At 70.7% G+C, this 25950-nt stretch carries 22 protein-coding genes; 13 read left to right on the forward strand and 9 right to left on the reverse strand.

The features are described 5' to 3' along the window. Positions 1 to 152: 152 nt before the first annotated feature. The 4 genes from MMSR116_RS25860 (at position 153) to MMSR116_RS25875 (ending at position 4562) form a co-directional block, all read left to right on the forward strand. Positions 153 to 623 carry a DUF559 domain-containing protein gene (locus MMSR116_RS25860; protein ID WP_051072256.1) on the forward strand — a complete coding sequence of 157 codons (471 nt, stop codon included), beginning with the start codon at positions 153 to 155 and terminating at the stop codon, positions 621 to 623. Further along, the gene (gene lpdA / locus MMSR116_RS25865) at positions 624 to 2063 is read left to right on the forward strand and encodes a dihydrolipoyl dehydrogenase (RefSeq protein ID WP_010685466.1); all 1440 of its coding nucleotides are present in this window, start codon (positions 624 to 626) and stop codon (positions 2061 to 2063) included. A gap of 764 nt (positions 2064 to 2827) precedes the next feature. Then, a complete protein-coding gene (locus MMSR116_RS25870; RefSeq protein WP_010685465.1) occupies positions 2828 to 3820 on the forward strand; it encodes a threo-3-hydroxy-L-aspartate ammonia-lyase in 993 nt (330 codons plus the stop codon). 364 nt (positions 3821 to 4184) lie between these two features. Beyond that, positions 4185 to 4562, forward strand: coding sequence for a HesB/IscA family protein (locus tag MMSR116_RS25875; protein ID WP_010685464.1), 378 nt, complete (start codon positions 4185 to 4187; stop codon positions 4560 to 4562). Between the two features lie 81 nt (positions 4563 to 4643). Here MMSR116_RS25875 and MMSR116_RS25880 read toward each other — a convergent pair whose 3' ends face one another. From MMSR116_RS25880 to MMSR116_RS25890, 3 genes are all read right to left on the reverse strand, one after another. After that, complete coding sequence (locus MMSR116_RS25880; RefSeq protein ID WP_010685463.1) at positions 4644 to 5702, reverse strand: GGDEF domain-containing protein; 1059 nt, start codon at positions 5700 to 5702, stop codon at positions 4644 to 4646. Between the two features lie 103 nt (positions 5703 to 5805). Continuing rightward, positions 5806 to 7338 carry a DEAD/DEAH box helicase gene (locus MMSR116_RS25885; RefSeq protein ID WP_010685462.1) on the reverse strand — a complete coding sequence of 511 codons (1533 nt, stop codon included), beginning with the start codon at positions 7336 to 7338 and terminating at the stop codon, positions 5806 to 5808. A gap of 199 nt (positions 7339 to 7537) precedes the next feature. Next, positions 7538 to 7858, reverse strand: coding sequence for a hypothetical protein (locus MMSR116_RS25890; protein ID WP_010685461.1), 321 nt, complete (start codon positions 7856 to 7858; stop codon positions 7538 to 7540). A 406-nt stretch (positions 7859 to 8264) separates the two neighbouring features. On the opposite strand from MMSR116_RS25890, the gene MMSR116_RS25895 reads away from it, so the two are divergent. Both MMSR116_RS25895 and MMSR116_RS25900 read left to right on the forward strand, forming a co-directional pair. Then, positions 8265 to 9134: an outer membrane protein gene (locus MMSR116_RS25895; RefSeq protein WP_010685460.1), complete on the forward strand. Its 870-nt coding sequence runs from the start codon at positions 8265 to 8267 to the stop codon at positions 9132 to 9134. Positions 9135 to 9326: 192 nt separating this feature from the next. After that, positions 9327 to 9821, forward strand: coding sequence for a PRC-barrel domain-containing protein (locus MMSR116_RS25900; protein ID WP_010685459.1), 495 nt, complete (start codon positions 9327 to 9329; stop codon positions 9819 to 9821). Between the two features lie 84 nt (positions 9822 to 9905). Here the strand turns inward: MMSR116_RS25900 and parE are convergent, their stop codons facing one another. After that, positions 9906 to 11966 (reverse strand): DNA topoisomerase IV subunit B, encoded by a 2061-nt coding sequence (gene parE / locus MMSR116_RS25905; protein WP_010685458.1) that lies wholly within the window; start codon positions 11964 to 11966, stop codon positions 9906 to 9908. Positions 11967 to 12325: 359 nt separating this feature from the next. On the opposite strand from parE, the gene MMSR116_RS25910 reads away from it, so the two are divergent. After that, a complete protein-coding gene (locus tag MMSR116_RS25910) occupies positions 12326 to 12514 on the forward strand; it encodes a hypothetical protein (protein WP_010685457.1) in 189 nt (62 codons plus the stop codon). A gap of 224 nt (positions 12515 to 12738) precedes the next feature. Here MMSR116_RS25910 and topA read toward each other — a convergent pair whose 3' ends face one another. Beyond that, entirely contained in the window at positions 12739 to 15423 is a 2685-nt protein-coding gene (gene topA, locus MMSR116_RS25915; protein ID WP_010685456.1) for a type I DNA topoisomerase, read from the reverse strand. Positions 15424 to 15934: 511 nt separating this feature from the next. Here topA and MMSR116_RS25920 point away from each other — a divergent pair. Continuing rightward, complete coding sequence (locus tag MMSR116_RS25920; protein WP_244625531.1) at positions 15935 to 16195, forward strand: BrnA antitoxin family protein; 261 nt, start codon at positions 15935 to 15937, stop codon at positions 16193 to 16195. 4 nt (positions 16196 to 16199) lie between these two features. Here the strand turns inward: MMSR116_RS25920 and MMSR116_RS25925 are convergent, their stop codons facing one another. Continuing rightward, positions 16200 to 17135 (reverse strand): molybdopterin-dependent oxidoreductase, encoded by a 936-nt coding sequence (locus MMSR116_RS25925; protein ID WP_010685454.1) that lies wholly within the window; start codon positions 17133 to 17135, stop codon positions 16200 to 16202. Further along, the gene (locus tag MMSR116_RS25930; protein ID WP_010685453.1) at positions 17132 to 17992 is read right to left on the reverse strand and encodes a cytochrome b/b6 domain-containing protein; all 861 of its coding nucleotides are present in this window, start codon (positions 17990 to 17992) and stop codon (positions 17132 to 17134) included. The genes MMSR116_RS25925 and MMSR116_RS25930 overlap by 4 nt, the downstream gene beginning before the upstream one ends. A 528-nt stretch (positions 17993 to 18520) precedes the next feature. On the opposite strand from MMSR116_RS25930, the gene MMSR116_RS25935 reads away from it, so the two are divergent. The 3 genes from MMSR116_RS25935 to coaA all read left to right on the forward strand — a co-directional run bounded on the left by MMSR116_RS25935 (position 18521) and on the right by coaA (position 21107). Next, on the forward strand, positions 18521 to 19468 hold the full coding sequence (locus MMSR116_RS25935) for an aspartate carbamoyltransferase catalytic subunit (RefSeq protein ID WP_010685452.1): 948 nt from the start codon (positions 18521 to 18523) through the stop codon (positions 19466 to 19468). 329 nt (positions 19469 to 19797) lie between these two features. Beyond that, a complete protein-coding gene (locus MMSR116_RS25940; protein WP_010685451.1) occupies positions 19798 to 20121 on the forward strand; it encodes a phosphoribosyl-ATP diphosphatase in 324 nt (107 codons plus the stop codon). Further along, positions 20118 to 21107 (forward strand): type I pantothenate kinase, encoded by a 990-nt coding sequence (coaA, locus tag MMSR116_RS25945; RefSeq protein WP_010685450.1) that lies wholly within the window; start codon positions 20118 to 20120, stop codon positions 21105 to 21107. The genes MMSR116_RS25940 and coaA overlap by 4 nt, the downstream gene beginning before the upstream one ends. 229 nt (positions 21108 to 21336) lie before the next feature. On the opposite strand, the gene thpR is transcribed toward coaA, so the two are convergent. Beyond that, a complete protein-coding gene (gene thpR / locus MMSR116_RS25950) occupies positions 21337 to 21876 on the reverse strand; it encodes an RNA 2',3'-cyclic phosphodiesterase (protein ID WP_010685449.1) in 540 nt (179 codons plus the stop codon). Continuing rightward, positions 21876 to 22571, reverse strand: a complete 696-nt coding sequence (locus MMSR116_RS25955; RefSeq protein WP_432419919.1) for an arylesterase — start codon at positions 22569 to 22571, stop codon at positions 21876 to 21878. The genes thpR and MMSR116_RS25955 overlap by 1 nt, the downstream gene beginning before the upstream one ends. Positions 22572 to 22664: 93 nt before the next feature. Here MMSR116_RS25955 and MMSR116_RS25960 point away from each other — a divergent pair, with 93 nt between their 5' ends. Beyond that, entirely contained in the window at positions 22665 to 23366 is a 702-nt protein-coding gene (locus MMSR116_RS25960) for an ABC transporter ATP-binding protein (RefSeq protein ID WP_244625532.1), read from the forward strand. Continuing rightward, complete coding sequence (locus MMSR116_RS25965; RefSeq protein WP_010685447.1) at positions 23366 to 25942, forward strand: ABC transporter permease; 2577 nt, start codon at positions 23366 to 23368, stop codon at positions 25940 to 25942. The genes MMSR116_RS25960 and MMSR116_RS25965 overlap by 1 nt, the downstream gene beginning before the upstream one ends. The last annotated feature ends 8 nt before the right edge of the window (positions 25943 to 25950 follow it).

Raw genomic sequence — 25950 nt, forward strand, 5'->3', positions numbered from 1 at the left:
CACAAGGGGGAGGGGAAGGCGCGTCGTGAAATGTCGAGGTGGGGGAACGTGACGGGCATCGGCCAGGACACGCACTGCTTATGCGATGAACCGTGCTCCTTGCTGTCGATCAGCATGCCTCCATCAGCCACGTTCAATTGACGCGCCACCCTATGACCTGGAACCAACAGCCCCGGAGAGCCGCGTCCCCAAGAGCCGCCGCGAACGCGAAGACGCTTCGTCGGACATTGACCGAACCTGAAAAGCGGCTCTGGTGGCACCTCCGTCACCGCCTGCCGGTGGACGGCTCGCATTTCCGCCGGCAGGTCGCCCTCGGCTCCTACGTGGCGGATTTCTGCTGCCTGACGGCCCGACTCATCGTCGAGGTCGACGGCGACCAGCACGGCTTCGAAGCCGGCACGGCCTACGACGCCCGTCGGGATACCTATCTTCATTCTGAAGGCTTCCGCGTCCTGCGTTTCCCGAACCGCATGGTCCTGCGGGAGATCGATACCGTCCTCGACACGATCCACGCGGCGCTCGCCGCATGCGACGCGCCTTTCCCGGATTCAGCCGGCCAGGCGGAGCCACCCCCACCCCCTGCCCCCTCCCCGCAAGGGGGAGGGGCGTCCGCGGAGAGGTAAATGTCCGACACCTACGACGTCCTCATCATCGGCGCCGGGCCCGGCGGCTACGTCACGGCGATCCGGGCGGCGCAGCTCGGGTTCAAGACCGCCGTGGTCGACCGCGAGCATCTCGGCGGCATCTGCCTGAACTGGGGCTGCATCCCCACCAAGGCCCTGCTCCGCTCGGCCGAGATCTTCCACTACTTCCAGCATCCCGGCGAGTACGGGCTGACGGCCGAGAAGGTCGGGTTCGACACGGCCGCCATCGTGAAGCGCTCCCGCGGCGTCTCGGCCCGGCTCAACGGCGGCGTCGGCATGCTGCTCAAGAAGAACAAGGTCGACGTGATCTGGGGCGAGGCCTCGGTCGACAGCGCCGCGAAGGGCAACCAGCCCGGCCAGGTCACCGTGAAGGAGACCAAGCGCGCCGAGCCGCCGAAGGGCGCCAAGGGCGCCGGCACCTACCAGGCCAAGCACATCATCGTGGCGACCGGCGCGCGCCCCCGGGCGATCCCCGGGATCGAGCCCGACAAGAAGCTGATCTGGACCTACTACGAGGCCATGGTCCCGGAGACGATGCCCAAGAGCCTGCTGGTGATGGGCTCGGGCGCCATCGGCATCGAGTTCGCCTCGTTCTACCGCACCATGGGCGCCGAGGTGACCGTGGTGGAGCTGCTGCCGCAGATCCTCCCCGTGGAGGATGCCGAGATCGCCGGGCTGGCCCGCAAGCGCTTCGAGAAGCAGGGCATCAAGATCCTCACCGGCGCCAAGGTCACGAAGGTCGAGAAGGGCGCCAATTCCGTCACCGCCACCATCGAGGGCGGCGACGGCAAGACCCAGCAGATCACCGCGGAGAAGCTGATCTCGGCGGTGGGCGTGGTCGGCAACATCGAGAATATCGGCCTCGAGAAGCTTGGGGTGAAGATCGACCGCGGGATCGTGGTGACGGACGGGCTCGGCCGCACCAACGTGCCCGGCCTCTACGCGATCGGCGACGTCGCCGGGCCGCCGATGCTCGCCCACAAGGCCGAGCACGAGGGCGTCATCTGCATCGAGACCATCAAGGGCCTGCACACCCACCCGATGGACAAGGCCAAGATCCCGGGCTGCACCTATTGCCAGCCGCAGATCGCCAGCGTCGGGCTGACCGAGGCCAAGGCCAAGGAGCAGGGGTTTGCCGTGAAGGTCGGCCGGTTCCCCTTCGCGGGCAACGGCAAGGCGATCGCGCTCGGCGAGCCGGACGGGCTGATCAAGACCGTGTTCGACGCGAAGACCGGCCAGCTGCTCGGCGCCCACATGGTCGGCGCCGAGGTGACCGAGCTGATCCAGGGCTACGTGGTGGCGATGAACCTGGAGAGCACCGAGGAGGAGCTGATGCACACGGTGTTCCCGCACCCGACGCTCAGCGAGATGATGCACGAGAGCGTGCTGGATGCGTATGGGAAGGTGATCCACACGTAGGGGGAGGCGGCCCGGTCCAGGTCAGTCTTCCCCCCGGCGCAGGAAGTGCCAGCGGAACGCGACCCGGGATCCAGCGCAAGACCAGGGGAAGCGTCCGACTTACGCAAGCGGTGCCGCTGCGCGGCCCGGTGTTGTGCCGGATCCCGATCAGGCTCCGCTTCGCTCCACCTGTCCGGGAAAGCGGTCACCTCGTGCGCCGCGATCTACGAGGCCGGCAGTGCCAGTGCGGGGCGAAACGTGCATGGCGGGCTCGATGCAATCGCATCGGAAAGACCGGGATTCGGCCCTGTGCCGGCGGGAGCCGGGCGCACCCTCACCCCCGCCCCACCTCCACCGGCTCCTCCTCATCCGGCGAAGGCACATACGCGCACCACTCACAGATCCCCCGCTCGGCCCCCCGCGGCGCGTTCCGCTGTGAGCAGAGCGGACACACCAGAAGAATCAGCCGCCCGCCGGCGCGCAGGGCCAGCCCGCGGCCCCGGAAAGTGACCTCGGTCGCCCCGTCGCCCGGCTTTCGCTCCCGCGCCCAGCCGCTCACCTGCTGCCCCCTGCGGCCAGCCGCTGATCCGCCGCACCACGCCGCCCGTTCGATCCCGTCCGCATGGCGAAGCCGCCCCCCAGCGTTGCTGCCAAGATTGATCCCGCCGGAATAAGCCCCGAGCCGGCGAATGGCTCCGCTTCCAGCTGTGCACGGGAGCGGGATGCGTGCGGGGCCAATCGCCCGTATGACACATCCCACCGGAACGGGAGCGAGGCGGGATCCGATGCGGGGCGAACACGGCGCGGCGGCCGAGGGCCTGCCCACCTATGCCGACGTGGCGCGCGCGGCCGAGCGCATCGCGGGGGCCGCGCACCGCACGCCGGTCCTGACCTCCCGCACCGCCGACGCGCGGACCGGTGGAAAACTGTTCTTCAAGGCTGAGAACCTGCAGCGGGTCGGGGCCTTCAAGTTCCGCGGGGCCTACAACGCCATCAGCGCCCTGACCGAGGCGGAGCGCGCCCGCGGGGTGCTGACCTTCTCGTCGGGCAACCACGCCCAGGCGATCGCCCTGGCGAGCCGGCTGCTCGGTGCCCCTGCCACGATCATCATGCCGGCAGACGCGCCGGCCGCGAAGATCGCCGCCACCCGCGGCTACGGCGCCGAGGTCGTCCTGTACGACCGCTACACGCAGGACCGGGAGGCGCTCGGCCGGTCGATCGCCGAGCCCCGGGGCCTGACGCTAATCCCGCCCTTCAACCACCCGGACGTCATCGCCGGGCAGGGGACCCTCGCCCAGGAGCTGATCGAGACCGCGGGCCCCCTCGACGTGCTGGTGGTCTGCCTCGGCGGCGGCGGCATGCTGGCGGGCTGCGCGCTCGCCGCCGCGGCGCTGTCGCCGGGCTGCCGGGTGATTGGCGTCGAGCCGGAGGCCGGCAATGACGGGCAGCGCTCGTTCCGCGAGGGGCGCGTGGTGACTATCCCGGTGCCCCGCACCATCGCGGACGGCGCGCAGTCGACGGCGCTGGGCGACCTCACCTTCGCGATCATCCGCGACCGCGTCGCCGACATCCTTACCGTCACCGACGCGCAGCTCGTCGAGACCATGCGGTTCTTCGCGAGCCGGATGAAGATCTTGGTCGAGCCGACCGGCTGCCTCGCGGCGGCGGCGGTGCTGCACGGCCTCGTGGACGTGACGGACAAGCGCGTCGGCGTGGTGATCAGCGGCGGCAACGTCGACCTCGCGACCTTCGCGCGGCTCACCGCCGGGGATGAGTGAGCAGGCGCGCGCGGGCAGGCCGCATGGCTCGCCCCACGCCTTCGCGAAGCCACGGATCGGCTGTCCAGCTCACGCCCTACATCCTGAGGTGCCGGAGCAAAGCAGAGGCCTCGAAGGAGCCCGCCACATCGCTCCGAGATCCCCGGAGCCCTCCTTCGAGGCCCGCTGACGCGGGCACCTCAGGATGAGGGGGGGGGTCGGATGGGATCATCCGATCGCCCTGACATCGGGCAAGCCCCTCCGCCGCCGAATGCCGGGCGGGTGTGACCCGGGCGCGGTGGACCGGCCTCAACCCAATGCTTATCTTGTGCGCGTCAGAATACGCGTCCCCGGGCCTTGAACCCGGATGGGCGGGAGGGTGACGATGTCGGGTAGCTTCAAGGTTCTCTCGCTGACCGATCGGGCGGCCGATCGGATCAAGGCGATCATGGCGGAGGCCGACCGGCCGATCGCGGGCCTGCGGGTCGGCGTCCGCAACGGCGGCTGCGCCGGAATGTCCTACACGATGGAATATGCGGAAGGCGCCAAGCCCGGCGAGGACGTGGTCGAGGATCGCGGCGTCCGGGTCTTCGTCGATCCGAAGGCGGTGCTGTTCCTGCTCGGCACCGAGATGGACTTCACCACCAACAAGCTGGCCGCGCAGTTCGTGTTCAACAACCCGAACCAGACTTCGGCCTGCGGTTGCGGGGAATCCGTGGCGATCACGCCGGTCTCGGCCGACCGGGTGCCCGTCCGGGCCTGACCCCCGGCCGTCGGGCTTCGCGCGATCCGTCGGGGGCCTGCCCCGACGACCCGCCGAAGGGCCGCGCCCTCCGGGACCCCGTCACGCCACCTGCGTCAGCGACTCGGCCGTGTCGTCGACGGCGCGGTTCCGGCCCGCACGCTTGGCGGCGAACATGCACAGGTCGGCCCGCTCCACGAGCGAGGCCGGCGTGTCGCCCTGGCGCAGCACCGCCACGCCGAGGGAGACCGTGATCTTGCCGAGCGACTCGCCCGTCGAGCGCTTGATCAATTCGCGCCCCATCACGCTGGCGCGGACCGTTTCGGCCATCTGCCGGGCCGCGGCGCGGTCGGTGTCCGGCAGCACGATGCCGAACTCCTCGCCGCCGAACCGGGCGAGGTGCGCCTGCGTCCCGGCACTCTCGCGCATGACGATCGCCACGAGCCGCAGCACCTGATCGCCCGTGAGGTGGCCGTACAGGTCGTTGAAGCGCTTGAAGAAGTCGATGTCGAGGATGATCAGGCTCATGGGCAGTTGGCGCCCGCGGGCGGCCTCGACCGTCGCCTTCAGGGTCTCCTCGAAGTGCTTGCGGTTGAACAGGCCCGTGAGGGCGTCGGTCAGGCTCTCGAGCCGGGTCGCCTCCAGCTTCTCGCGCAGGGTCTCGATCTCGCCGCGGGTCTCGCGCATCCGCGCCTCGAGGGTGCGGTTGTTGGCGGCGACCTCGCGGGTTGTGGAGACCAGCGTGGTGAGGATCTCGCCCAGCCGGGCGCGGCTCGGCGCGCCCTGCGCGAGATCCAGCGCCAGCCCGCGCAGCGACTCGCCGTACTGGGCCGTGGAGCCGAGGGACAGGTCGAGGATCTCGGTGACCGCCGCGATCTCGGACAGCACCACCCGGCTGACATCGTCGATCGCGCTCGCCAGCCGCCGGCCGTCCAGATAGGCCTCGTGCAGCGTGTCGATATCGGACTCCGTCAGGCAGCCGTTCTGCGCGGTCAGGCGCTTCACGGCGTCGCCCAGCAGCGGCAGCTCACCCGAGACGTAGGCGTACCAGACCGCGTAGGCCCGCGGCGTCGCCGCGGGGCCGTAATCGCGAATCAGATCGTGGGCCCGCTTCGCCAGGGCGAAGCTGCGGTCGCGATCCGAATGGGTGTCCTGGCTCATCCCTGTCCCGCCGCCCGAGCCGCCGACGCTTCAATCCGTCGTGGCTCGAAAATCAATGTAGGGCAGGGTGGTAGCCGGAGAGTTAAGCCAGGAAAGACTGCTGTTACTTCTCTTTCTTCGCCAAGACTGGACGAAGCAGGAAGGCTGGAACGTGCGAGCCGAGGCCGACCGGCGTCTCGCCGTCCGGCTCGGCCCGGCGCCCGCGCTCCTCGCGGCCGGTTTCGGGGCGCGACGCGGCGCGGGCCTCGCCGCGGGGCGAGGCCGGACGCGCTTCGGCGCGCTGGGCCGTCGACGCGCTGCCGCGGCGGGCGCGGGGCCGGTCCGCCGCCTCGCCGTCGGCCCTGGCCTCACGCTTCACGTCCCCCTTGGCGTCATCTTTGACGTCACGCTTGACGTCAGACTTGGCGTCGCCCCTGCCTGTTCCCTTGGCCGAACGCCCGCCGCGGCGGCCCTCGCCCGACCGGCCGCGATGACGGGTGCCGGTCTCGCCGGATCCCTCGGCCACGGTCGACAGGTCACCGTCGAGCCACGGGACCGGCTGGCCGATCAGCGCCTCGATGGCGCCGAGCGAGCGCGAATCGTCGGGCGACACCAGCGTGTAGGCGGTGCCTGACCGGCCGGCGCGGCCGGTGCGCCCGATCCGGTGGACGTAATCCTCCGGGTGGTGCGGCACGTCGAAATTGAACACGTGGCTGACCGCGGGAATGTCGAGGCCGCGGGCCGCGACGTCGCTGGCGACAAGGAGCGCGGTGTCGCCGCTGCGGAACGCGTCGAGGGCGGTGGTGCGCGCGCGCTGATCCATGTCGCCGTGGAGGGCGGCCGCGTCGAAGCCGTGGCTCACCAGAGACTTCTGCAGCATGGCGACGTCGCGCTTGCGGTTGCAGAAGATGATCCCGTTCTTGAGTTCGGCCTCGCCGCGGATCAGGTCGCGCAGGCGCTCGCGCTTGCTGTGCCCCTCCGGTCCGGTGGCGACCAGACGTTGCGTGATCGTGGTCGCCGTGGAGGCGGGCCGGGCCACCTCGACCCGCTGCGGGTTGTGCAGGAACATGTCCGCCAGCCGCTCGATCTCGGGCGGCATGGTGGCCGAGAAGAACAGCGTCTGCCGGGTGAACGGTACCATCTTGGCGATGCGCTCGATATCGGGGATGAACCCCATGTCGAGCATACGATCGGCCTCGTCGATCACCAGGAGCTCGACGCCGGTGAGAAGCAGCTTGCCCCGCTCGAAATGGTCGAGGAGACGCCCCGGCGTGGCGATCAGCACGTCGGTGCCGCGCATCAGCTTGGCGTCCTGATCGGCGAAGGAGACGCCGCCGATGATCAGCGCCACGTTGAGCTTGTGGTTGGTCCCGTAACGGTCGAAATTCTCGACCACCTGCGCGGCCAGCTCGCGGGTCGGCTCCAGGATCAAGGTCCGCGGCATCCGGGCGCGGGCGCGGCCGTTCTCCAGGAGCGTCAGCATCGGCAGCGTGAACGCCGCGGTCTTGCCGGTGCCCGTCTGGGCGATGCCGAGGACGTCGCGGCGGGCCAGCACATGGGGGATGGCTTCGGCCTGAATCGGCGTCGGCTCGGTGTAACCCGCCGCTTCGACGGCGTTCAGGACTTTCTCGCTCAGTCCCAGGTCGGAAAAAGGCATCTGCGTTCAGGAACCGTTGCGCGCCCGGCCGGCGCGATGGACACCGTCGCGGCAACGGCAGGGGAGAAGGCTCGCGCGGGACGCTCGGATGCTCCCGGGGCCGCAGGGCGCATAGTTCCTGTCAGTTAGGGGCTTGGCGCAGCTTGTCAATCTCGCAATGCGTCCCGGCGCGACGCCGCGCACAGGCGATCGGGCCGCATCAGGGCCGCAGATGCGCCGCCGCGGGCGCCAGACAGGGGTCCAGCCGCGTCGCCCGCGCGGCCGGAATCGCACCGGTCGTCACGGGATCCTCCGGCACGCGGCCCGCGGCCAGGGCGATCGCCGGGGGCGCTTCCGCCGGGACGCTCCACCGGGCCAGCTGGGCGGCGGCGAGCACGGCCACGAGCCCGATGAGACCCGACACGCGCACCGCCCAGGGCAGGGCGCTCGCCGCACGGGCGGGGTGCCCCCGATCCGGGTCCTCGGACGTCGGGCGTCGCCTGCCGAAAGGCTGGACGCCCCGGTGATGGCGGCTGTGCATGGGCGGCTCTCCGGGCCGGGCGCGGGGCCGCCCTCGGCGCAACTTCCGGCAACAGGGTTAATGGTCGGCTTACGTTAGACCGTCGCCGCCGATCCAGTTGTCCCAGAATATAACGGCGGCCCCGTGCCCCGCCTGCGCGACGGTCGACAGACTCCACCGCGCCACGAAGGTCTTACGGGAGACCGCCGAGTCCCACGCCCGCCAGCATTACTCGGATTCTTATCCTTCTACCGGCCATGTCACCGCAGGATTGGCGCGGCGACCCGGGATACCGGCTGTTAGTCTTCATCTTTCGTTGACGGGATCGTCCTAGTCTCACCCTGCTTGTTGCGGGAAAGCGACAGACCTGCCGACCGAGAGCGCCTTGAAGGCTGCCGGCTCAAGCTAAACCAGGACCTTTGGAACCATGAAGAAGCTTCTCCTCGCCTCAACGGTGCTTGTCGCCACCACCGCGGCCGTGTCCGCCGCGGATCTGCCGCGCCGCGCCGCCCCGCCGCCCGTGTTCACCCCCGTCCCGGTCTTCACCTGGACCGGATTCTACTTCGGTGTGAACGCCGGCTACGGCTTCGATGCCAGCAGCCGCAACACCTCCAACTACGCGCTGCCGGCCGGCTCGCTGATCAACTCGCCCGGCACCAACGGCGTCGTCAGCGTCAACAACCGCAGCAACAATGACGGGTTCAGCGGCGGCGCGCAGATCGGCTACAACTATCAGTTCACGCCGGGCTCGGGCGTCGTGATCGGCTTCGAGGCCGACGCCCAGTACGTCGACTTCGCCCGCCGCGCCGACGCGACGCAGAACTACGCCTTCGGCGGCCCCAGCACGGGCATCGCCTTCGCGCCGCCGCGCGCCTACGTCGCCACCAGCGGCAACGGCCTCGACTACTTCGGCACCGTGCGCGGCCGCCTCGGCTACGCCTTCGACCGCACCCTCGTGTACGGCACCGGCGGCTTCGCCTACGGCTCCGGCCAGGACGACCAGAACTTCGCCGGCAATCGGTTCCGTGACAGCTTCCGCACCGGCTGGGCGGCAGGCGGCGGCATCGAGTACGCGCTGCCCACCGACTCCTTCCTGAACTTCTTCCGCTCCTCGGCCGTGACGCTCAAGGTCGAAGGCCTGTACGTCAGCCTCGACCGGCAGAAGAACACCGCCGGTGGTGTCTTCTACGGCAACCTGCTCCCCCCGAACGGCACCGCCTATCTCAACGGCGCCGCGGCCAAGACCGAGTTCGCCGTCGTCCGCGCCGGCCTGAACTACAAGTTCGGCTCGTACTGAGATCGAAGGCCGGAGCCGGCTCGACCGGCTCCGCGCACGGGAAGGGCCCGGTCGCGAGGCCGGGCCCTTTCGCGTTGAGGCGCGGTGTCTCAGGGCCGGCGCAGGTGCGACATGCCCGTCCGGAACCGGGCCGGCATCAGACGATTGGCCGGGTGCGCCGCGATGAGACGGGGCGCTTCGGAGCGATCGGCCATGCGCAGCCACATCCTTCTCGCATCGCTGGCGGCCATCGGCCTCGCGATTGCACCAGCCCTGGCCCAGGACGCCACCGTGATCGGCCGCGACACGGTGCTGCCGGGAACCGGTCCGGGCACCGCCACGGACGGCAACAGCGTCGGCCGATTGATGGAGGCCCCGAACGCCGAGGAGGCCGCCAAGCGTCAGGGTCTGAAGCCCGCCACCTTCCTCACCTCGAAGATGATCGGCGTGACGGTGCGCAATGCGGCGGGCGAGAACGTCGGCACGATCGAAGATCTCCTGATCACCGACGGCGGGACCTTCAAGGCGGTGGTCATCGACGTGAGCGGGTTCCTCGGGCTCGGCGGCAAGCGGATCGCGGTAGAGCCCGGCGCTCTCGTGCTGCGTCCGGGCGGGGACCGGTTCTCGGCGGTCCTCAACATGAGCAAGGACACGGTGGCGGCGGCCCAGCCGTTCGATCCCGCGAAGGTAATCCCGGCGCCCCGATAGGCCGCGACCGAAGCCCGTCATCCGTCGTTGCGAGCGGAGCGGCGCCATCGGCCGGCGCGGCGAGGCCGCGCCGGCGCGACCCCATCAGATGTCGAGATCGGCCCCTTCGGCGAAGGCCGCGCGCTCGCTGATGAAGGCGAAGCGCGCCTCGGGCTTGTTGCCCATCAGGCGCTCCACCGTGTCGCCGGTGGATTCCCGGGCCTCGTCGAGGACCGCGACGCGCAGGAGCGTGCGCTTCTTCGGGTCCATGGTGGTCTCCTTGAGCTGGGCCGGCATCATCTCGCCGAGGCCCTTGAACCGCCCGATCTCGACCTTGCCGTTCTTGAACACCGTCTTGATGATGCGCTCGCGATCCGCGTCGTCCCGGGCATACGCCACCTTCGAGCCCTGCTGCAGCCGGTAGAGCGGCGGGATCGCGAGGTAGAGGTGCCCGCGGTCGATCAGCTTCGGCATCTGGCGGTAGAAGAATGTGATCAGCAGCGAGGCGATATGGGCGCCGTCCACGTCGGCGTCCGTCATGATGATCACCTTCTCGTAGCGAAGGTCCGCCTCGCGGAAGGCCGAGCCGGTGCCGCATCCGAGCGCCAGGGTGAGATCCGAGATCAGCTGGTTGGCGCCGAGCTTGTCGCGCGAGGCCGAGGCGACGTTGAGGATCTTGCCGCGCAGCGGCAGGATCGCCTGGGTCGCCCGGTCCCGGGCCTGCTTGGCCGAGCCGCCGGCCGAGTCGCCCTCGACGATGAAGATCTCCGAGCCCGCGGTGCCGGCCGCCGAGCAGTCGGCCAGCTTGCCGGGCAGGCGGAGCTTGCGCGTCGCGCTCTTGCGGGCGACCTCCTTCTCCTGGCGGCGGCGCAGGCGCTCCTCCGCCCGGTCGATCACCCAGTCGAGCAGCTTGTTGGCCTGGGCCGGGGAGGCGGCGAGCCAATGGTCGAAGGCGTCGCGCACCGCCGTCTCGACGATGCGCTGCGCCTCCACGGTGGCGAGCTTGTCCTTGGTCTGGCCCTGGAACTCCGGCTCGCGGATGAACACCGAGAGCATCGACGCGCAGGTCGCCATGACGTCGTCGGTGGTCACCGCCGTCATGCGCTTGGCTTGGTTCACCCGCTCGGCGTGCTCCCGCAAGCCGCGCAGCAGCGCGACACGCAGGCCGGCCTCGTGGGTGCCGCCCTCGGGCGTCGGGATCGTGTTGCAGTAGGAATGCGAGATCCCGTCCTCGGCGACCATCCAGGCCACCGCCCATTCGAGCGAGCCGTGCGAGCCCGGCTTGGTGATCTTGCCGGAGAACATCGCCTCGGTGACGAGTTCCTTGCCGTCGATGTCCCGGGCGAGGTAGTCGCGCAGCCCGTCGGGGAAGCGGTGCACGGCCTCCGGCGGCACGTCCTCCAGCCCTTCGAGCAGGGCGGGGGCGCAGCGCCAGCGGATCTCGACGCCGCCGAACAGGTAGGCCTTCGAGCGTGCCATCTTGAACAGGCGGCGCGGATCGAACTTCAGCGATCCGAAGATCTCGGCGTCCGGATGGAAACGGACCCGCGTGCCCCGGCGGTTCTGGACCCGGCCGACCAGTTCCAAGGCCCCCTGCGCGTGACCGCGCGAGAACGTCTGGCGGTAGAGCGTCTGGTTGCGCGCCACCTCGACCTCCAGCAGGTCGGAGAGGGCGTTGACCACCGAGATGCCGACGCCGTGCAGCCCGCCCGAGGTCTCGTAGACCTTCGAGTCGAACTTACCGCCGGCATGCAGCGTGGTCATGATGACCTCGAGCGCCGACTTGCCGGGGAATTTCGGGTGCGGGTCGACCGGGATGCCGCGGCCGTTGTCGGTGACGACGAGTGCGCCGGTCTCCTCCAGCTCCACCTCGATGAAGCTGGCGTGACCCGCCACCGCCTCGTCCATGGAGTTGTCGATCACTTCGGCGAAGAGGTGGTGCAGGGCTCGCTCGTCGGTGCCGCCGATATACATGCCGGGGCGACGCCGGACGGGCTCCAGCCCCTCCAGAACCTCGATGTCGGAGGCGGTGTACCCTGCCTCCGGCGCAGCCGATGCGAGCGCGGTCACCGAAGCCGAGGCGTCCAGGCGCCGCCGCGGCTCGGCCGGGCGGACGGCGGACGCCTTTCCGCCGGGTCCGAACAGGTCGCGCGCCGGGTCGCTCACGCGCGGCCTCCGCGGGCGCGGCGCATCGGCTGGCTCAGGATCACGCAGACGGGTCTTGGGTCGTGGAGCATGCGCCTTCATCCCCGCATGATAGCGGAACAAAACGTAAACATCAAAGGCCTTCGCCCCCTGGCGATGCCGCCGCCTTATCGCATGCTGCGCCGCCGCGAGCGAGGGCCGGCGCGGCGCCCCGGACCGGTCGCGGTGCGTCGACCGTCATCACGACGTTGCACAACATTGGGTTAAGGCTTTCCCATGATCAGCCTGTCCGCACTCAGCAGATTACCGCCGGAACAGAACGATCGGCCCGGCGTTAGCGCCGCAGACAAGACTTGACCGTGGTCAGGGAGCCGCAGTCGATGAGTGACGCCGCGATCGAAGCCCGCCGCCTGACCCTGATCCGCTTCGAGCACGCGGCCGGTGCCGCCTTCGGCTGCGAGGACGATGCGGCCGGCGTGCCGCCCGCCCGCGCCCTGGTGAACGCCACGACGATCACGCTCGCGACCTTCGCGACCGCGGTGGCCGCGACGATCACCTATCTGGTCTGAGGCGGGCAGGATCTCCGCAGCGCCTCGGTGCGGCGGTCCATCCTGGCTCCGATCCTCGCCCTAATCCCGAGGCGACGCAGCGCGGCGGACGCTTCGAAGGAGCCCTTCAGCCAGCCGCGCGCGTCCTGAACGCTTCTTCGAGTCCCGCTGACGTGGACACGTGAGAAGAGGGGTGGGATCAGGAGCCTCGTCGCTGCGTCCGAACACGCTCCTCGACGAATCCCTCAGCCGGAACTCGACTTCTTCGCCGCCGCCTTCTTGGCCGCGGGCTTCTTCGCTGTCGTCTTCTTCGCCGCCGGCTTGTCGCCGCCCGCGGCACGCGCCGAACTCTTCCGGACCGCGCCGCGCTTGGCCGGCTTGCCGCCACCGGAAGCGCGCTTGGCATTCACCAGGGCGATCGCCTCATCGAGGGTCAGCGCCTCGGCACTGAGGCTCTTCGGCAGCGTGGCGTTCACCTCGCCGTCCGTGACGTAGGGCCCGTACTTGCCGGCCTTGACCACGAGGTCGCGGCCGCTGGCCTCGTCCTTGCCGAGCGGCCGGCCCGGATCGGCGGCCGGACGGCCGCGGCCGCCGCCCTGCTCCTTGGCGACGATGAGGTCGATGGCGCGGTTGCCGCCGATCTCCAGCACGTCGTCGTCACGCCCGAGATTGGCGTAGGTCTTCCCGTGCTGCACGTAGGGCCCGAACCGGCCGAGATTGGCCAGGATCGGCTCGCCGGTCTCGGGGTGGCGCGCGACCTCGCGGGGGAGCGCCAGGAGCGCGAGCGCCTTGTTCAGATCCACGTCCGACGGGCTGAGCCCCTTCGGCAGCGACGAGCGCTTCGGCTTCTCCGCGCCCTTCTCGGTCGAGGCCTCGCCGAGCTGCAGGAACGGACCGAAGCGGCCGTCGCGGAGCGTCACGGGCAGGCCGGTCGCCGGATCGTCGCCCAGCACGCGCACGCCCGGCTGCCCGCCCTCGGCCGAGGAGCCGTCGCCCTCACCCTCGACGCCCGAGGCCGAGAGCTGGCGGGTGTACTTGCATTCCGGGTAGTTGGAGCAGCCGATGAAGGCGCCGAACTTCCCGAGCTTCAGCGAGAGCTGGCCGGAGCCGCAGGTCGGGCAGGTGCGCGGGTTCGAGCCGTCGCCCTTGTCGGGGAAGATGTGCGGCCCGAGGAGGCCGTTCAGCGCCTCCAGCACGTCGGCGACGCGCAGCTCCTTGGTCTCGCCGATCGCCGCCGAGAAGTCGCGCCAGAAGTCGCGCAAAACCGCCCGCCAGTCGATCTCGGCATTGGAGACGCGGTCGAGCTGCTCCTCGAGGCCGGCGGTGAAGTCGTACTCGACGTAGCGGCGGAAGAAGCTCTCGAGGAAGCCCGTGACGAGCCGCCCCTTGTCCTCCGGCTGCAGCCGCTTCTTTTCGAGCTTCACATATTCGCGGTCGCGCAGGGTCTGCAGCACCGCCGCGTAGGTCGAGGGCCGGCCGATGCCGAGTTCCTCCATGCGCTTCACGAGGCTCGCCTCGGAGTAGCGCGGCGGCGGCTCGGTGAAGTGCTGGGTCGAGCTGATCCGCTCGCGGGTGAGCGGGTCGCCGGCCTTCATGGGCGGCAGGCGACGGCTCTCCTCGTCCTCCTCGTCGTCCTTGCCCTCCTGGTAGAGCGCGAGGAAACCGTCGAACTTCACCACTTGGCCGGTGGCGCGCAGGTCGATCGTGCGCGGCCCGACCTTGGCGGTGACGTCGACGGTGGTGCGCTCCAGCTCGGCCGATTCCATCTGGCTCGCCATGGTGCGGGTCCAGATCAGCTCGTAGAGCCGGGCCTGCTCGGGCTCGAGGTGGCGGGCGACCATCCTGGGCAGGCGGCCCATGTCGGTGGGGCGCACCGCCTCGTGGGCCTCCTGGGCGTTCTTGGCCTTGACGCTGTACTTGCGCGGCACGTCCGGCACGTAGCGGTCGCCGAACTCCTTGCCGATCACCCGGCGGGCGTCCTGGATCGCCTCAGGCGCCATGTCGACGCCGTCGGTCCGCATGTAGGTGATGATGCCGACCGTCTCGCCGCCGATGTCGACGCCCTCGTAGAGGCGCTGGGCGACCCGCATGGTCTGGGCCGGCGCCATCCCGAGCTTTCGCGATGCCTCCTGCTGGAGGGTCGAGGTCGTGAAGGGCGGCTGCGGGTGGCGCTTGGCGGGCTTCGCCTCGACGCTCGCCACCTGGAAGGTCGCGAGCTCCAAATCGCGCTTGAAGGCGGCGGCCTCGTCGCCGGTGCCGACGTCGAGGCGCTGGATGCGCTTGCCGTCGGCGCCCACGAGGCGCGCCTCGAAGGTCGCGCCGTCGGCGGTCGTCAGGGTGGCGATGAGCGTCCAGTACTCACGCGGCTTGAACCGCTCGATCTCCATCTCGCGCTCGACGACGAGGCGGAGCGCCACCGACTGCACGCGCCCCGCCGAGCGGGCGCCGGGGAGCTTGCGCCACAGGACCGGCGAGAGGTTGAAGCCCACGAGGTAGTCGAGCGCCCGGCGCGCCAGGTAGGCGTCGACCAGCGCCTGGTCGATCTCCCGCGGCTTGCGCATCGCCTGCTCGACCGACGCCTTGGTGATGGCGTTGAAGGTCACGCGCTCGACCGGGATGCCCTTGAGCGCCTTGCGGGCGGTGAGTGCCTCCAGCACGTGCCAGGAGATCGCCTCGCCCTCGCGATCCGGGTCGGTGGCGAGAATCAGCTTGTCGGCGCCCTTGACCGCCTTGGCGATCTCCGAGACCCGGCTCGCCCCGCGGTCGGCCAGCTCCCAGACCATGTGGAAGTCCTGCTCGGGATCCACCGAGCCGTCCTTGGGCGGCAGGTCGCGGATATGCCCGAAGGAGGCGATGACTTCATAGTCGCGACCGAGATACTTATTGATCGTCTTGGCTTTGGCCGGCGACTCGACGACGACGACTTTCATTCAGACCTCTGCCCCTGACGGAGCCTGGGCTCGACGGACGAATTCTGTTCGAGATTCGCGCGGGACAGAGGCCCGCCGTCGGGCCGGGGCCGCGCGCCGGGGACAAGTGGGTCACGGGCGGCGGGATGTCAAATGACGACCGTGACGCAAGCCTCGCCGAAGGGACTCGTCGTAAGCGGCGCGAGCGGCTTATTTGAACGGTGCGCGATGGCGATCCCGATTCCCCTGGCACCTTCCCTCCCCCCTCTGCGGGGGACGGTGGCCCCTGCGTCAGCAGGGGTCGGGAGAGGGGAACCCGGGTTCAGAAAAGGGCGCAGCCATCACACAGCACAGAGCTTTGTCCTGCACCGTCTCTCCCCTCTCCCGACCCCCTTCGGGGGCCACCCTCCCCCGCAGAGGGGGGAGGGAGGTGGCGCGTGGCAGTCCCGGATGAGGAAGGCCAATGTCAGAGAGCAGAGGCGTTACGCACCGCTCATCCGTTGAGGCCGCGATCAAGAGCGATCTGACCCGGGTGGACGCGCACGTGATCACGCCAGAGGAGTACGACGAGATCCCCAAGTTGACCGACGCGATGCTCGCGCGCGCCGACTTCTATATCGGCGACCGCCTCGTGCGGCGCGACCCGCCTGACAGGATGGACGGACCGGTCGTGATCGGTCTCCTTCCGGAGGTGGTCGCTCATTTTCGTGCCCAGGGGCCCGGTTGGCAGGCCCGCATCAACGCGGTGTTGATGGAGACGATCGAGCGCGAGCGCGGGGAGATACCGCGTTGAGCGGTCAGATCCCCGCGTACCACTCGTAGCCGCGATCCTCCCAGTAACCGCCGCCGCCCTGGCCTATCCCGGCGAGCGACTCCACCATCTCGACCCGCATCACGTACTTGGCCTGCTTGTAGCCGAGCTGGCGCTCGACCCGCAGGCGCAGGGGGGCGCCGTTCGAGACCGGCAGCGGCTTGCCGTTGAGGTCGTAGGCCAGGATCGTCTGCGGGTTGAAGGCGTCGTAGAGGTCGATGCTCTCGTAGTAGCGGATCGGAATCCGCTTATCCTCGGGCTCCGCGGCCGGGCTGCCCTGGCCCCAATCGTCCTTGGGCGCGTCGGTGGCGGTGGGTGCGCCGCCCCAATCCTCCGCGGCGGCGAGCTGGACATATCCGTCCCGCACCGCGCCCGGATGGCCGGGCCGCAGCAGCGTCGCCCCGTCCTGGCGGCCGGCATATTCCAGCGTGTCGGCGCAGTGGAACACTGCGAACCGCGCCTGCGGCTTCAGCCCGGCCTTCTTCAGAACCTCGGCGAGCGGCACGCCGGCCCATTGGCCGATGCAGCTCCAGCCCTCCACGCAATCGTGACGGGTGATCTGCGTCCGCGCCGGCAGGGCGCGCAGATCCGCGAGGCTGAGCGAGAGCGGCGTCTGCACGAGCCCGTCCACCGTCAGCTTGAAGTCCGAGAATGTCCGCGCCGCCAGCGCCCGATAGGCGCGGTCCGGCGGGTCGATGGTGCCGTTCGGCTTGAACCAGGGCGAGATCATCGAGGCCGGGAATTCCCGCGCCAGGGTCGTGGGCGACATCAGCAGGCGCTGGACGTACGCGTTGGCGTCCTCTCCAATCTTGAGGGTGCGCTGACCGGTCTCGGTCCCGGCGAAGCGGTCGCAACCGCCGAGCAGGGCGGTGCCCATCAGCCCGGCGCCGGTGGTCAGGAGCTTGCGGCGGTGGAGGATCATCGCGCGGTCTCCCGATCGCGGCCGAGGCTGAACCAGCCGGTGATCATGCCGCGCATGTTGTTGACCAGGCCGGAGACCAGCACGAGCAGCACGTGGACCACCACGAACAGGACGATCAAACCGGCGGCGATGAAGTGGACGCTGCGTGCCGATTGCCGGCCGCCGAACAGCTCGGTCAGCCAGGGCCACGCGGCATCCATCCCGGGCGACATGGCGAGGCCGGCGAGCACCATGGCGGGCAGCAGGCCCAGCACGAGGACGAGGTAGGTCAGCTTCTGGATGACGTTGTAGCGCTTGGCCTCCGTGCCCTCGGGGAAGCGCAGGAGCAGGTGCTCTTTCACGGAGCCGCCGAAGTCGCGGATCTGGTCCCCGTCCGGGATCAGCCGGCGGCGGAGCTGGCCCGAGACCAGCCCGTAGAGCAGGTAGACCGCGCCGTTGATCACGAGGAGCCACGCGAACAGGAAGTGCCAGCGCCGCCCGGTGGCGAGGTCCTGATCGGCCGGCAGGGTCGCCCAGGACGGGAAGGCCCGCTCCACCTCGGTGCCGCCCTGCTTCGACAGGCCGAGCACCCCGGTGGTGTCGAGGGTGCGGGAGCCGACCGTCACGACGCCGCGGTTCCTGCCGTCGCGGCCCTGCTCGCTGGTGATGGCGAGGGCCGGATCGTCGAAGGTCGAGACCGCGCCCCAGTAGAGGGCCGGATGCGCGTTGAAGATCTGCAGGCCGCTCATGAGCAGCACCAGCAGCACCGCGGCGTTGATCCAGTGCGCCAGCCGGATCACGAGCGGGTGGCGGTAGAACCACCGGCGGCCCTGCCGGTCGACGGTCTCGGGGGCTTCGAGGGCAGGGGAGGCGGCCAAGCGTCTGAATCCCGGATCAGCGGCGCGAGGCCGGGAGCGTGCGAATCCCGACCGTTCGGGCGGATACGTGGGGCAGGGGCGTTCGGTTACCATCCGCGGGAAAAAAGGCCGCAGGCGGCCGGACGGCTCGCCGGAGCGCCCGGCTTCACACAGTGAAGGATGAGAACAACGACCCACCCACGCGCCCTCCCTCCCCCCTCTGCGGGGGTGGGTGGCCCGTGCGAAGCAGGGGTCGGGAGAGGGGAGCGCGGCTTCCGGAAGGGACGCGCCTTGCATGAAGGGCGGTGCCCTTTTCTGCACCGTCGCTCCCCTCTCCCGACCCCCTTCGAGGGCCACCCTCCCCCACTGAGGGGCGAGGGGGAGCCGCGGAGCCGTTCATCGCCCATCAGATAAGGATGTGTGCACATCGTAGCCCGCAGAGGGGGGAGGGAGCGATGCGGGGCCGGTCGCTCCTCGTCCTCCGATGGCGATGTATGCCCATCACGGCCTTGCCCGCCGGACGCGCCGCACCTACACCCGGGCCTCATCATGACGACGCCCGCGCCCCTGGCCTTCCCGCACCGGCACCTCCTCGGTATCGAGGGCCTGACCCGGCCCGACATCGAGGGCCTGCTCGACGCCGCCGATTCCGCCGTCGACATCTCGCGGCAGGTGGAGAAGAAGCGCACGACGCTCAGGGGCCGCACGCAGATCAACCTGTTCTTCGAGCCCTCGACCCGGACGCAGTCGTCCTTCGAGCTCGCCGGCAAGCGGCTCGGGGCCGACGTGATGAACATGTCGGTGGCCTCGTCCTCGGTGAAGAAGGGCGAGACCCTGATCGACACCGCCGCGACCCTGAACGCCATGCGGCCCGACATCATCGTGGTCCGCCACGAATCGGCCGGCGCCGTGCACCTCCTCGCCCGCAAGGTCGACTGCGCGGTGGTCAATGCCGGCGACGGCGCCCACGAGCACCCGACTCAGGCGCTCCTCGACGCGCTCACCATCCGCCGCAACAAGGGCCGGATCGAGGGGCTGCAGGTGGCGATCTGCGGCGACGTCCTGCATTCGCGAGTGGCGCGCTCCAACATCATCCTGCTGCAGGCGATGGGCGCGCGGGTCCGCCTGATCGCGCCCTCGACCCTGCTGCCGGCCGGGATCGAGCGCTTCGGCGTCGAGACCTTCACCGACATGCGAAAAGGTCTCGTCGGCTGCGACATCGTGATGATGCTGCGCCTCCAGCGGGAGCGCATGAACGGCTCCTTCGTGCCGTCCGTGAAGGAGTATTTCCGGTACTTCGGCCTCGACGGCGACAAGCTGGCGCTCGCCAAGCCCGACGCGCTGGTGATGCATCCGGGGCCGATGAACCGCGGCGTCGAGATCTCCTCGGAGATCGCCGACGGGGCGCAGTCGCTGATCCGCGAGCAGGTGGAGATGGGCGTCGCCGTGCGCATGGCCGTGCTGGAGGCGCTCGCCCGGCACCTGCCGAACGAGTAAAGCGGCGCGCCGCGGCTCCGGATGAGACGCGCCCTTTTCCCGGACGCCTGGAACCCAGCAGAAGGCGATCCGAGACCCAGCGCATTGAGCGCCGCGCCGGCGGCACAGGTTGGTTCAGCCAGCCGCTTCACGAAGTCTTGTGCCGGATCCCCGGTCGCAATCCGCTGGCGCTGGACGCGCCCGGGACAAGGACGGCGCGGGCTGCGCGCCGAACAAACGACGCCCGCCTTCACACGCCCCGCTTGCCCGCAGACCGGCCGTAGCGCAGTTTCCTGCCGAAATCCGGTGCCGGTCCGTATAAGGGACGGGTCCAACATGCAGATCGCTTCATGACCGCCTACACGCTCGCCGACCTCGCCGCCCTCGTGGCGAGCCGCGCCGGGACCGATCCGGCCACCTCCTATACGGCCAAGCTCCTGTCGGAGGGCCCCGCCAAGGCGGCCAAGAAGCTCGGCGAGGAGGCGGTCGAGGCGGCGATCGCGGCCGTGCAGGGCGACAGGACCGGCCTGACGAACGAGGCCGCGGACGTGCTCTACCACCTCGTCGTGCTGCTCCGGGCGGGCGGCGTCGAGCTCAGCGCCGTCATGGCCGAGCTGGAGCGCCGGACGGCCCAGAGCGGCATCGCCGAGAAGGCCGCGAGGCGCCACGCGTGAACGCGGCCGCGCTGCCGGGCTCCGTCGAGGCGATCCTCGAAGCCTCGGACCGGCTCTCGCCCTATCGCCGCTTCAGCCGGGACGAGTGGGCGCAGCTGCGCGCCGACACGCCGCTCACCCTCAACCAGGAGGATCTGGAGCGCCTGCAGTCGATCAACGACCCGATCTCGGTGGAGGAGGTCGTGGCGATCTACCTGCCGCTGTCGCGTCTCCTGTCGCTCTACGTCGCGGCGACGCAGGGCCTGTTCAAGGCGACGCAGCGCTTCCTGCTCGCCGAGCGCGAGTCCAAGGCCCCCTACATCATCGGGCTGGCCGGCTCGGTGGCGGTGGGCAAGTCCACCACCGCCCGCATCCTGGCCTCCCTGCTGGCGCGCTGGCCCAACACCCCGAAGGTCGACCTCGTCACCACGGACGGCTTCCTGCTGCCCAACGCGGACCTGGCCGCCAACGGGCTGATGGAGCGCAAGGGGTTTCCCGAGAGCTACGACACCGCCGCCCTGCTGCGCTTCCTCAACGACGTGAAGGCCGGCCACCGGCGCGTGACCGCGCCGCTCTACTCGCACCTCGTCTACGACCGGGTGCCCGGGGAGGAGCGGGTGGTGGAGAGCCCCGACATCCTGATCGTCGAGGGCCTGAACGTGCTCCAGCCGGCCCGCCTGCCGCGGGACGGCACCGCGATCCCGTTCGTGTCCGACTTCTTCGACTTCTCGATCTATCTCGACGGCCACGAGGACGATCTGCACCGCTGGTACGTCACGCGCTTCATGAAGCTGCGCCAGACCGCCTTCCGCGACCCGCGCTCCTACTTCCGGAAATACGCCGAGATCGCGGAATCCGACGCGCTCGACATCGCCGACCGGCTCTGGACCACGATCAACCTGCCCAACCTGCGGGAGAACATCCTGCCGACGCGCCAGCGGGCGAGCCTGATCCTGACCAAGGGCGCGAGCCACCGGATCGAGAGCGTGGCCCTGCGGCGGCTGTGATCGTGAGGCGCAGACAGGGCTTCCATGACATGCGCGCCCGTCCTTCCGGGGCCGCGCAGCGGAGCCCGGGATCCAGGACCTCGACGCGTGTTCAGTCTGGCGCGGGGCCGTGCGTGCCTGGGCCTCGCCGGCGGTTCTGGATTCCGGGCTCTCGCCTGCGGCGAGCCCCGGAACGACGCGGGACGGATCCAGGGGCCGACCGGTGCGTGCGGCGAAGCCGTCGCACAGCTCACGCGAACGGGAACTCCGCCTCCGCCACATACGGGCCGCCGCCGGTCAAGTCCCGCGCCGAGAACAGCGTCACCCGATCCGCGTCGAACGACAGCGGTGCGAAGACCGGCGCCTGCGACAGGTACATCGCCGTCGCCTCCGGCGTCGCGTCGCGGCGCAGGCGGGCCAGGGTCACGTGCGGGGTGAACTTCCTCCGTTCCGGCTCGACCCCGGCCCGCCGGACCAGCCGCTCCTGCTCGGCCTGGAGATCCATCAGGCTCGCCTCCGGAACCACCGCCGCGTAGAGCGCCCGCGGCTTGTCGCCGCCGAAGATGCCGAGGCCGTCGAGCGTCACCCGCAGGGCGGGACGCGGCCGCATCTCGGCCAGAGCCTCGACCACGTCGTCGGCCACCGTGGCCTCGATATCGCCCAGGAAGCGCAGGGTGACGTGGAAGTCGCCCGGCTCGATCCAGCGGGCGCCGGGCAGGCCGCCCTGGTAGGTCTTCAGGGCGTCGGCGATCGCCGGCGGGACGGCGAGCCCGGTGAACAGGCGCGGCATTACCGCGACGCCCCCTGTCGGAGGCCGCCCAGGAAGGTTTCCACGGTCGGCAGGATGCGGGCCGCGATGGTCTCGACGCCCTGCCGGTTCGGGTGCAGCCCGTCATCGAGATGCTGCGCCCGGTCGCCGATGATCCCGTCGAGGAAGAACGGGTAGAGGGTCAGGTCGTAGCGCTTGGCCAGGGTCGGGTAGATCGCGTCGAAGCGCGCCTTGTAGTCCGGCCCGAGATTCGGCGCGGCCTGCATCCCGGCGAGCAGCACCGGGATGCCCCGCGCCTTCAGCCGCTCGATGATCGCGGACAGAGCCCCCTCGGTCACCTTCGGGTCGGTGCCGCGCAGCATGTCGTTGGCGCCGAGTTCGAGGATCACCCCGGCGGTCCCGTCCGGCACCGACCAGTCGACCCGGTCGAGGCCGCCGGTGGCGGTGTCGCCCGACACGCCGGCATTGGCCACGCTCACGTCCTCGCCCTTGCCCTTGAGCAGGCGCTCCAGCACCGTCGGGAAGGCGGCGTCGGCGGGAAGGCGATAGCCGGCGGTGAGGCTGTCGCCGAGGGCGACGAGCCTGACCGGGCCGCCCGGAGCGGCCTGCGATGCTGTCATGAAAGAGACCATCAGGAGGGTTAGCGCTGCGGCAAACAGGGCCGCGCGCCGGAACACACCGCCTTCGTCATGGCGCGGCCCCAATGCGGCACCCATATCGCGGTGCACCCGCGGCCCGTACAGCCAAGATCGAAGCCAACCGAGGACCTCGCGCGCCATGCTCGTCATCGCCCACAGATCGGCCTGCCCGTGAGCCAAGGCAAGGTGCCGCGCGCGCCGGCGATCGCGCTCTCGGACATCGATCTCAGCCTCGGACGCGGCGCCGCCCGCGTCCACGTCCTGCGCGGCATCTCGCTCAGCGTCGACCGCGGCGAGGCGGTGGGCCTCGTCGGCCCCTCCGGCTCCGGCAAGTCGACGCTGCTGATGGTCATGGCCGGTCTGGAGCGGCCCGATTCCGGCGGCGTCGTCATCGAGGAGACCGACCTCGTCCGCCTCGACGAGGACGCGCTCGCCCGGTTCCGCGGCCGCCGGATCGGCATCGTGTTCCAGGCCTTCCACCTCGTGCCGACCATGACGGCGCTCGAGAACGTGGCGCTGCCGCTGGAACTCGCGGACCGCTCCGGCGCCCTGGAGCGCGCCCGCGCCGAGCTGGAGGCGGTCGGCCTCGGGCACCGGCTGCACCATTACCCGGCGCAGCTCTCGGGCGGCGAGCAGCAGCGCGTCGCCATCGCGCGGGCGGTCGCCCCCGACCCGGCGATCCTGGTCGCCGACGAGCCCACCGGCAACCTCGACGAGGCCACCGGCCGCCAGATCGTCGACCTGCTGTTCCGGCTGAAGCGCGACCGCGGCGCGACGCTCGTGCTGGTCACCCACGACAACGGCCTCGCCCGCCTGTGCGACCGCACCGTGCGCCTGCGCTCCGGGCGGATCGAGGAGGCGGTGGCCGCCTGATGCACGGCACGATCGCCCGCCCCGACCCCGCACCCCGCCGGATCCCGCTGACCCTGCGCCTCGCGCTGCGCGAGCTGCGGGCCGGGCTCAGGGGCTTCGCGGTGTTCCTCGCCTGCATCGCGCTGGGCGTCGCGGCGATCGCCGGCGTGGCGTCGATCTCGCGCTCGCTCTCGGACGGGCTCGGGCGGGAGGGACGCCGGATCCTCGGGGGCGACCTCGCCTACAACCTCATCAACCGCGAGGCGACCGACACGGAGCGGCAGGCGCTGGCGCGGGAAGGCCGCCTCGACGTCGTCGCCTCCCTGCGGGCCATGGCGGTGGCGGGCAGCGGCGACGCGGCCCTGGTCGAGCTGAAGGCCGTCGATCCCGCCACCTACCCGGCCGCGGGCGACCTCGCCACCGACCCGCCGGGCCGCCTCGCCGACCTGCTGGCGGAGCGGGACGGGGTGCCGGGGGCGCTCGCCGACCCGGCCCTGCTGACCCGGCTCGACGTCAAGGTCGGGGACCGGATCGCGCTCGCCGGGCACCCGGTGGCGATCCGCGGCACGATCGTGTCCGAGCCCGACAAGATCGCCGGCGGCATCGGCTTCGGGCCGCGGCTGATGATCTCCGAGCCGACGCTCCGCGCCACCGGCCTCGTCCAGCCCGGCAGCCTCAACCGCTGGAGCTACCGGATCCTCCTGCCGTCCGGCACGCCGGATGCCGACCTCGACGCGGCGCAGGCCCGGATCCGCGCCGCGACGCCGGAGGCCGGCTGGGAGATCCGCTCCCGGAGCAACGCCGACCCGCGCTTCGCCAAGAGCATCGAGCGCTTCACGCAGTTCCTGACCCTGGTGGGGCTCACCGCGCTGATCGTCGGCGGCGTCGGGGTCGGCAACGCCGTCCACGCCTTCGTGGAGCGCAAGCGGCCCTCGATCGCGACCCTCAAGAGCGTGGGCGCGCCGGGCTCGCAGGTGGTCGCCCTGTACCTGACCCAGGTGATGCTGATCGCCGGCCTCGGCACCGGGATCGGCCTCGCGATCGGCGCGAGCCTGCCCTTCCTGCTGGACGCCCTGTTCGCCGCCGACCTGCCGCTGCCGCTCAACCCGACCCTCGCCCCGGGCGAGCTGGCGCTCGCCGCCGCCTACGGGCTGATCACCGCCTTCGCCTTCGCGATCACGCCGCTCGGCCGCGCCCACGACGTGCCGGTCTCCGGCCTGTTCCGCGACACGGTGGACCCCGCCCGGGTCAGCCCGCGCTGGCGCTACCGGATCTGGCTGGCTGTCAGCCTCACGGCCTTGGTCGCCCTGTCGGTGGCGACCGCCTTCGACCGGCGGGTGGCGCTGATCTTCATCGCGGCCGCCGCGATCGCGTTCGGCCTGCTGCATCTGGTGGCGCTCGGGCTGATGGCGCTCGCCCGCCGCCTGCCGCATCCGCGCTGGCCCGCGCCCCGGATGGCGCTCGCCAACCTGCACCGGCCCGGCGCCCTGACGCCCGCCATCGTCCTGTCGCTGGGACTCGGCGTGACGCTTCTCGTGACGCTCAGCCTGATCGACGTCAACGTCCGCCGCACGATCAGCGCGACCCTGCCGGCCCGGGCGCCGAATCTCTTCTTCCTGGACATCCCCTCGCGGGACGCCGCCCGGTTCCGGGACTTCCTGGCCGGCGCCGCCCCGAACGGGAAGATCGAGGACGTGCCGATGATGCGCGGCCGGATCGTCGCCCTGAACGGTGTGCCGGCGCGCAAGATCCGGCCGCCGGAAGACGCCGCCTGGGTGCTCGACGGCGACCGGGGCATCACCTACGCCGACACGGTGCCGGACGGCTCCAGCCTCACCGAGGGCGCGTGGTGGAGCGCCGAGCAGGGCGCGAAGCCGCTGGTCTCCTTCGAGGCCGACCTCGCCCGCCAGCTCGGCCTGAAGCTCGGCGACACCGTGACGGTGAACGTGCTCGGCCGCGACCTCACCGCGACGATCTTCAACCTGCGCCGGGTGGAGTGGCGCAACCTCGGCATCAACTTCGTGATGGTGTTCTCGCCGGGCACGTTCCGGGGCGCCCCGCACTCGGACCTCGCCACGCTGACCCTGCCCGGCGGCACCGACGCGGCCACCGAGAACCACATCCTGCGCGACGTGGCGAAGACATTCCCGTCAGTGAGCGCCGTTCGGGTCAAGGACGCGCTGGACGCCATCGGCGACCTCGTCGGCCGGCTGGTCCTGGCGATCCGCGGAGCCAGCGCCGTCGCAGTCCTGGCGAGCCTCTTCGTGCTGGCGGGTGCCATCGCGGCCGGGCACCGGGCGCGGCTCTACGACGCCGTCGTGCTGAAGGTCCTGGGCGCCAGCCGGTCCCGGCTGCTCGCGGCCTACGCGATCGAGTACGCCGCTTTGGGCCTCGCCACCGCCCTGTTCGGCCTCATGGCCGGGACGCTCGCCGGCTGGGTGATCGTCGCCAAGGTCATGCACCTCGATTTCCGGCTCGACCTGTCGGGCGCGCTGGTGGCGGCCGTGGCCGCGGTGGCGCTCGCGATCCTCCTCGGCCTCGCCGGCACCTGGCGGATCCTGGGGCAGAAGCCGGCGCCGTACCTGCGGCAGATCTGAAGCGCGAA

Origin of the sequence: Methylobacterium mesophilicum SR1.6/6 (assembly GCF_000364445.2) — a bacterium.
Lineage (GTDB): Bacteria > Pseudomonadota > Alphaproteobacteria > Rhizobiales > Beijerinckiaceae > Methylobacterium > Methylobacterium mesophilicum_A.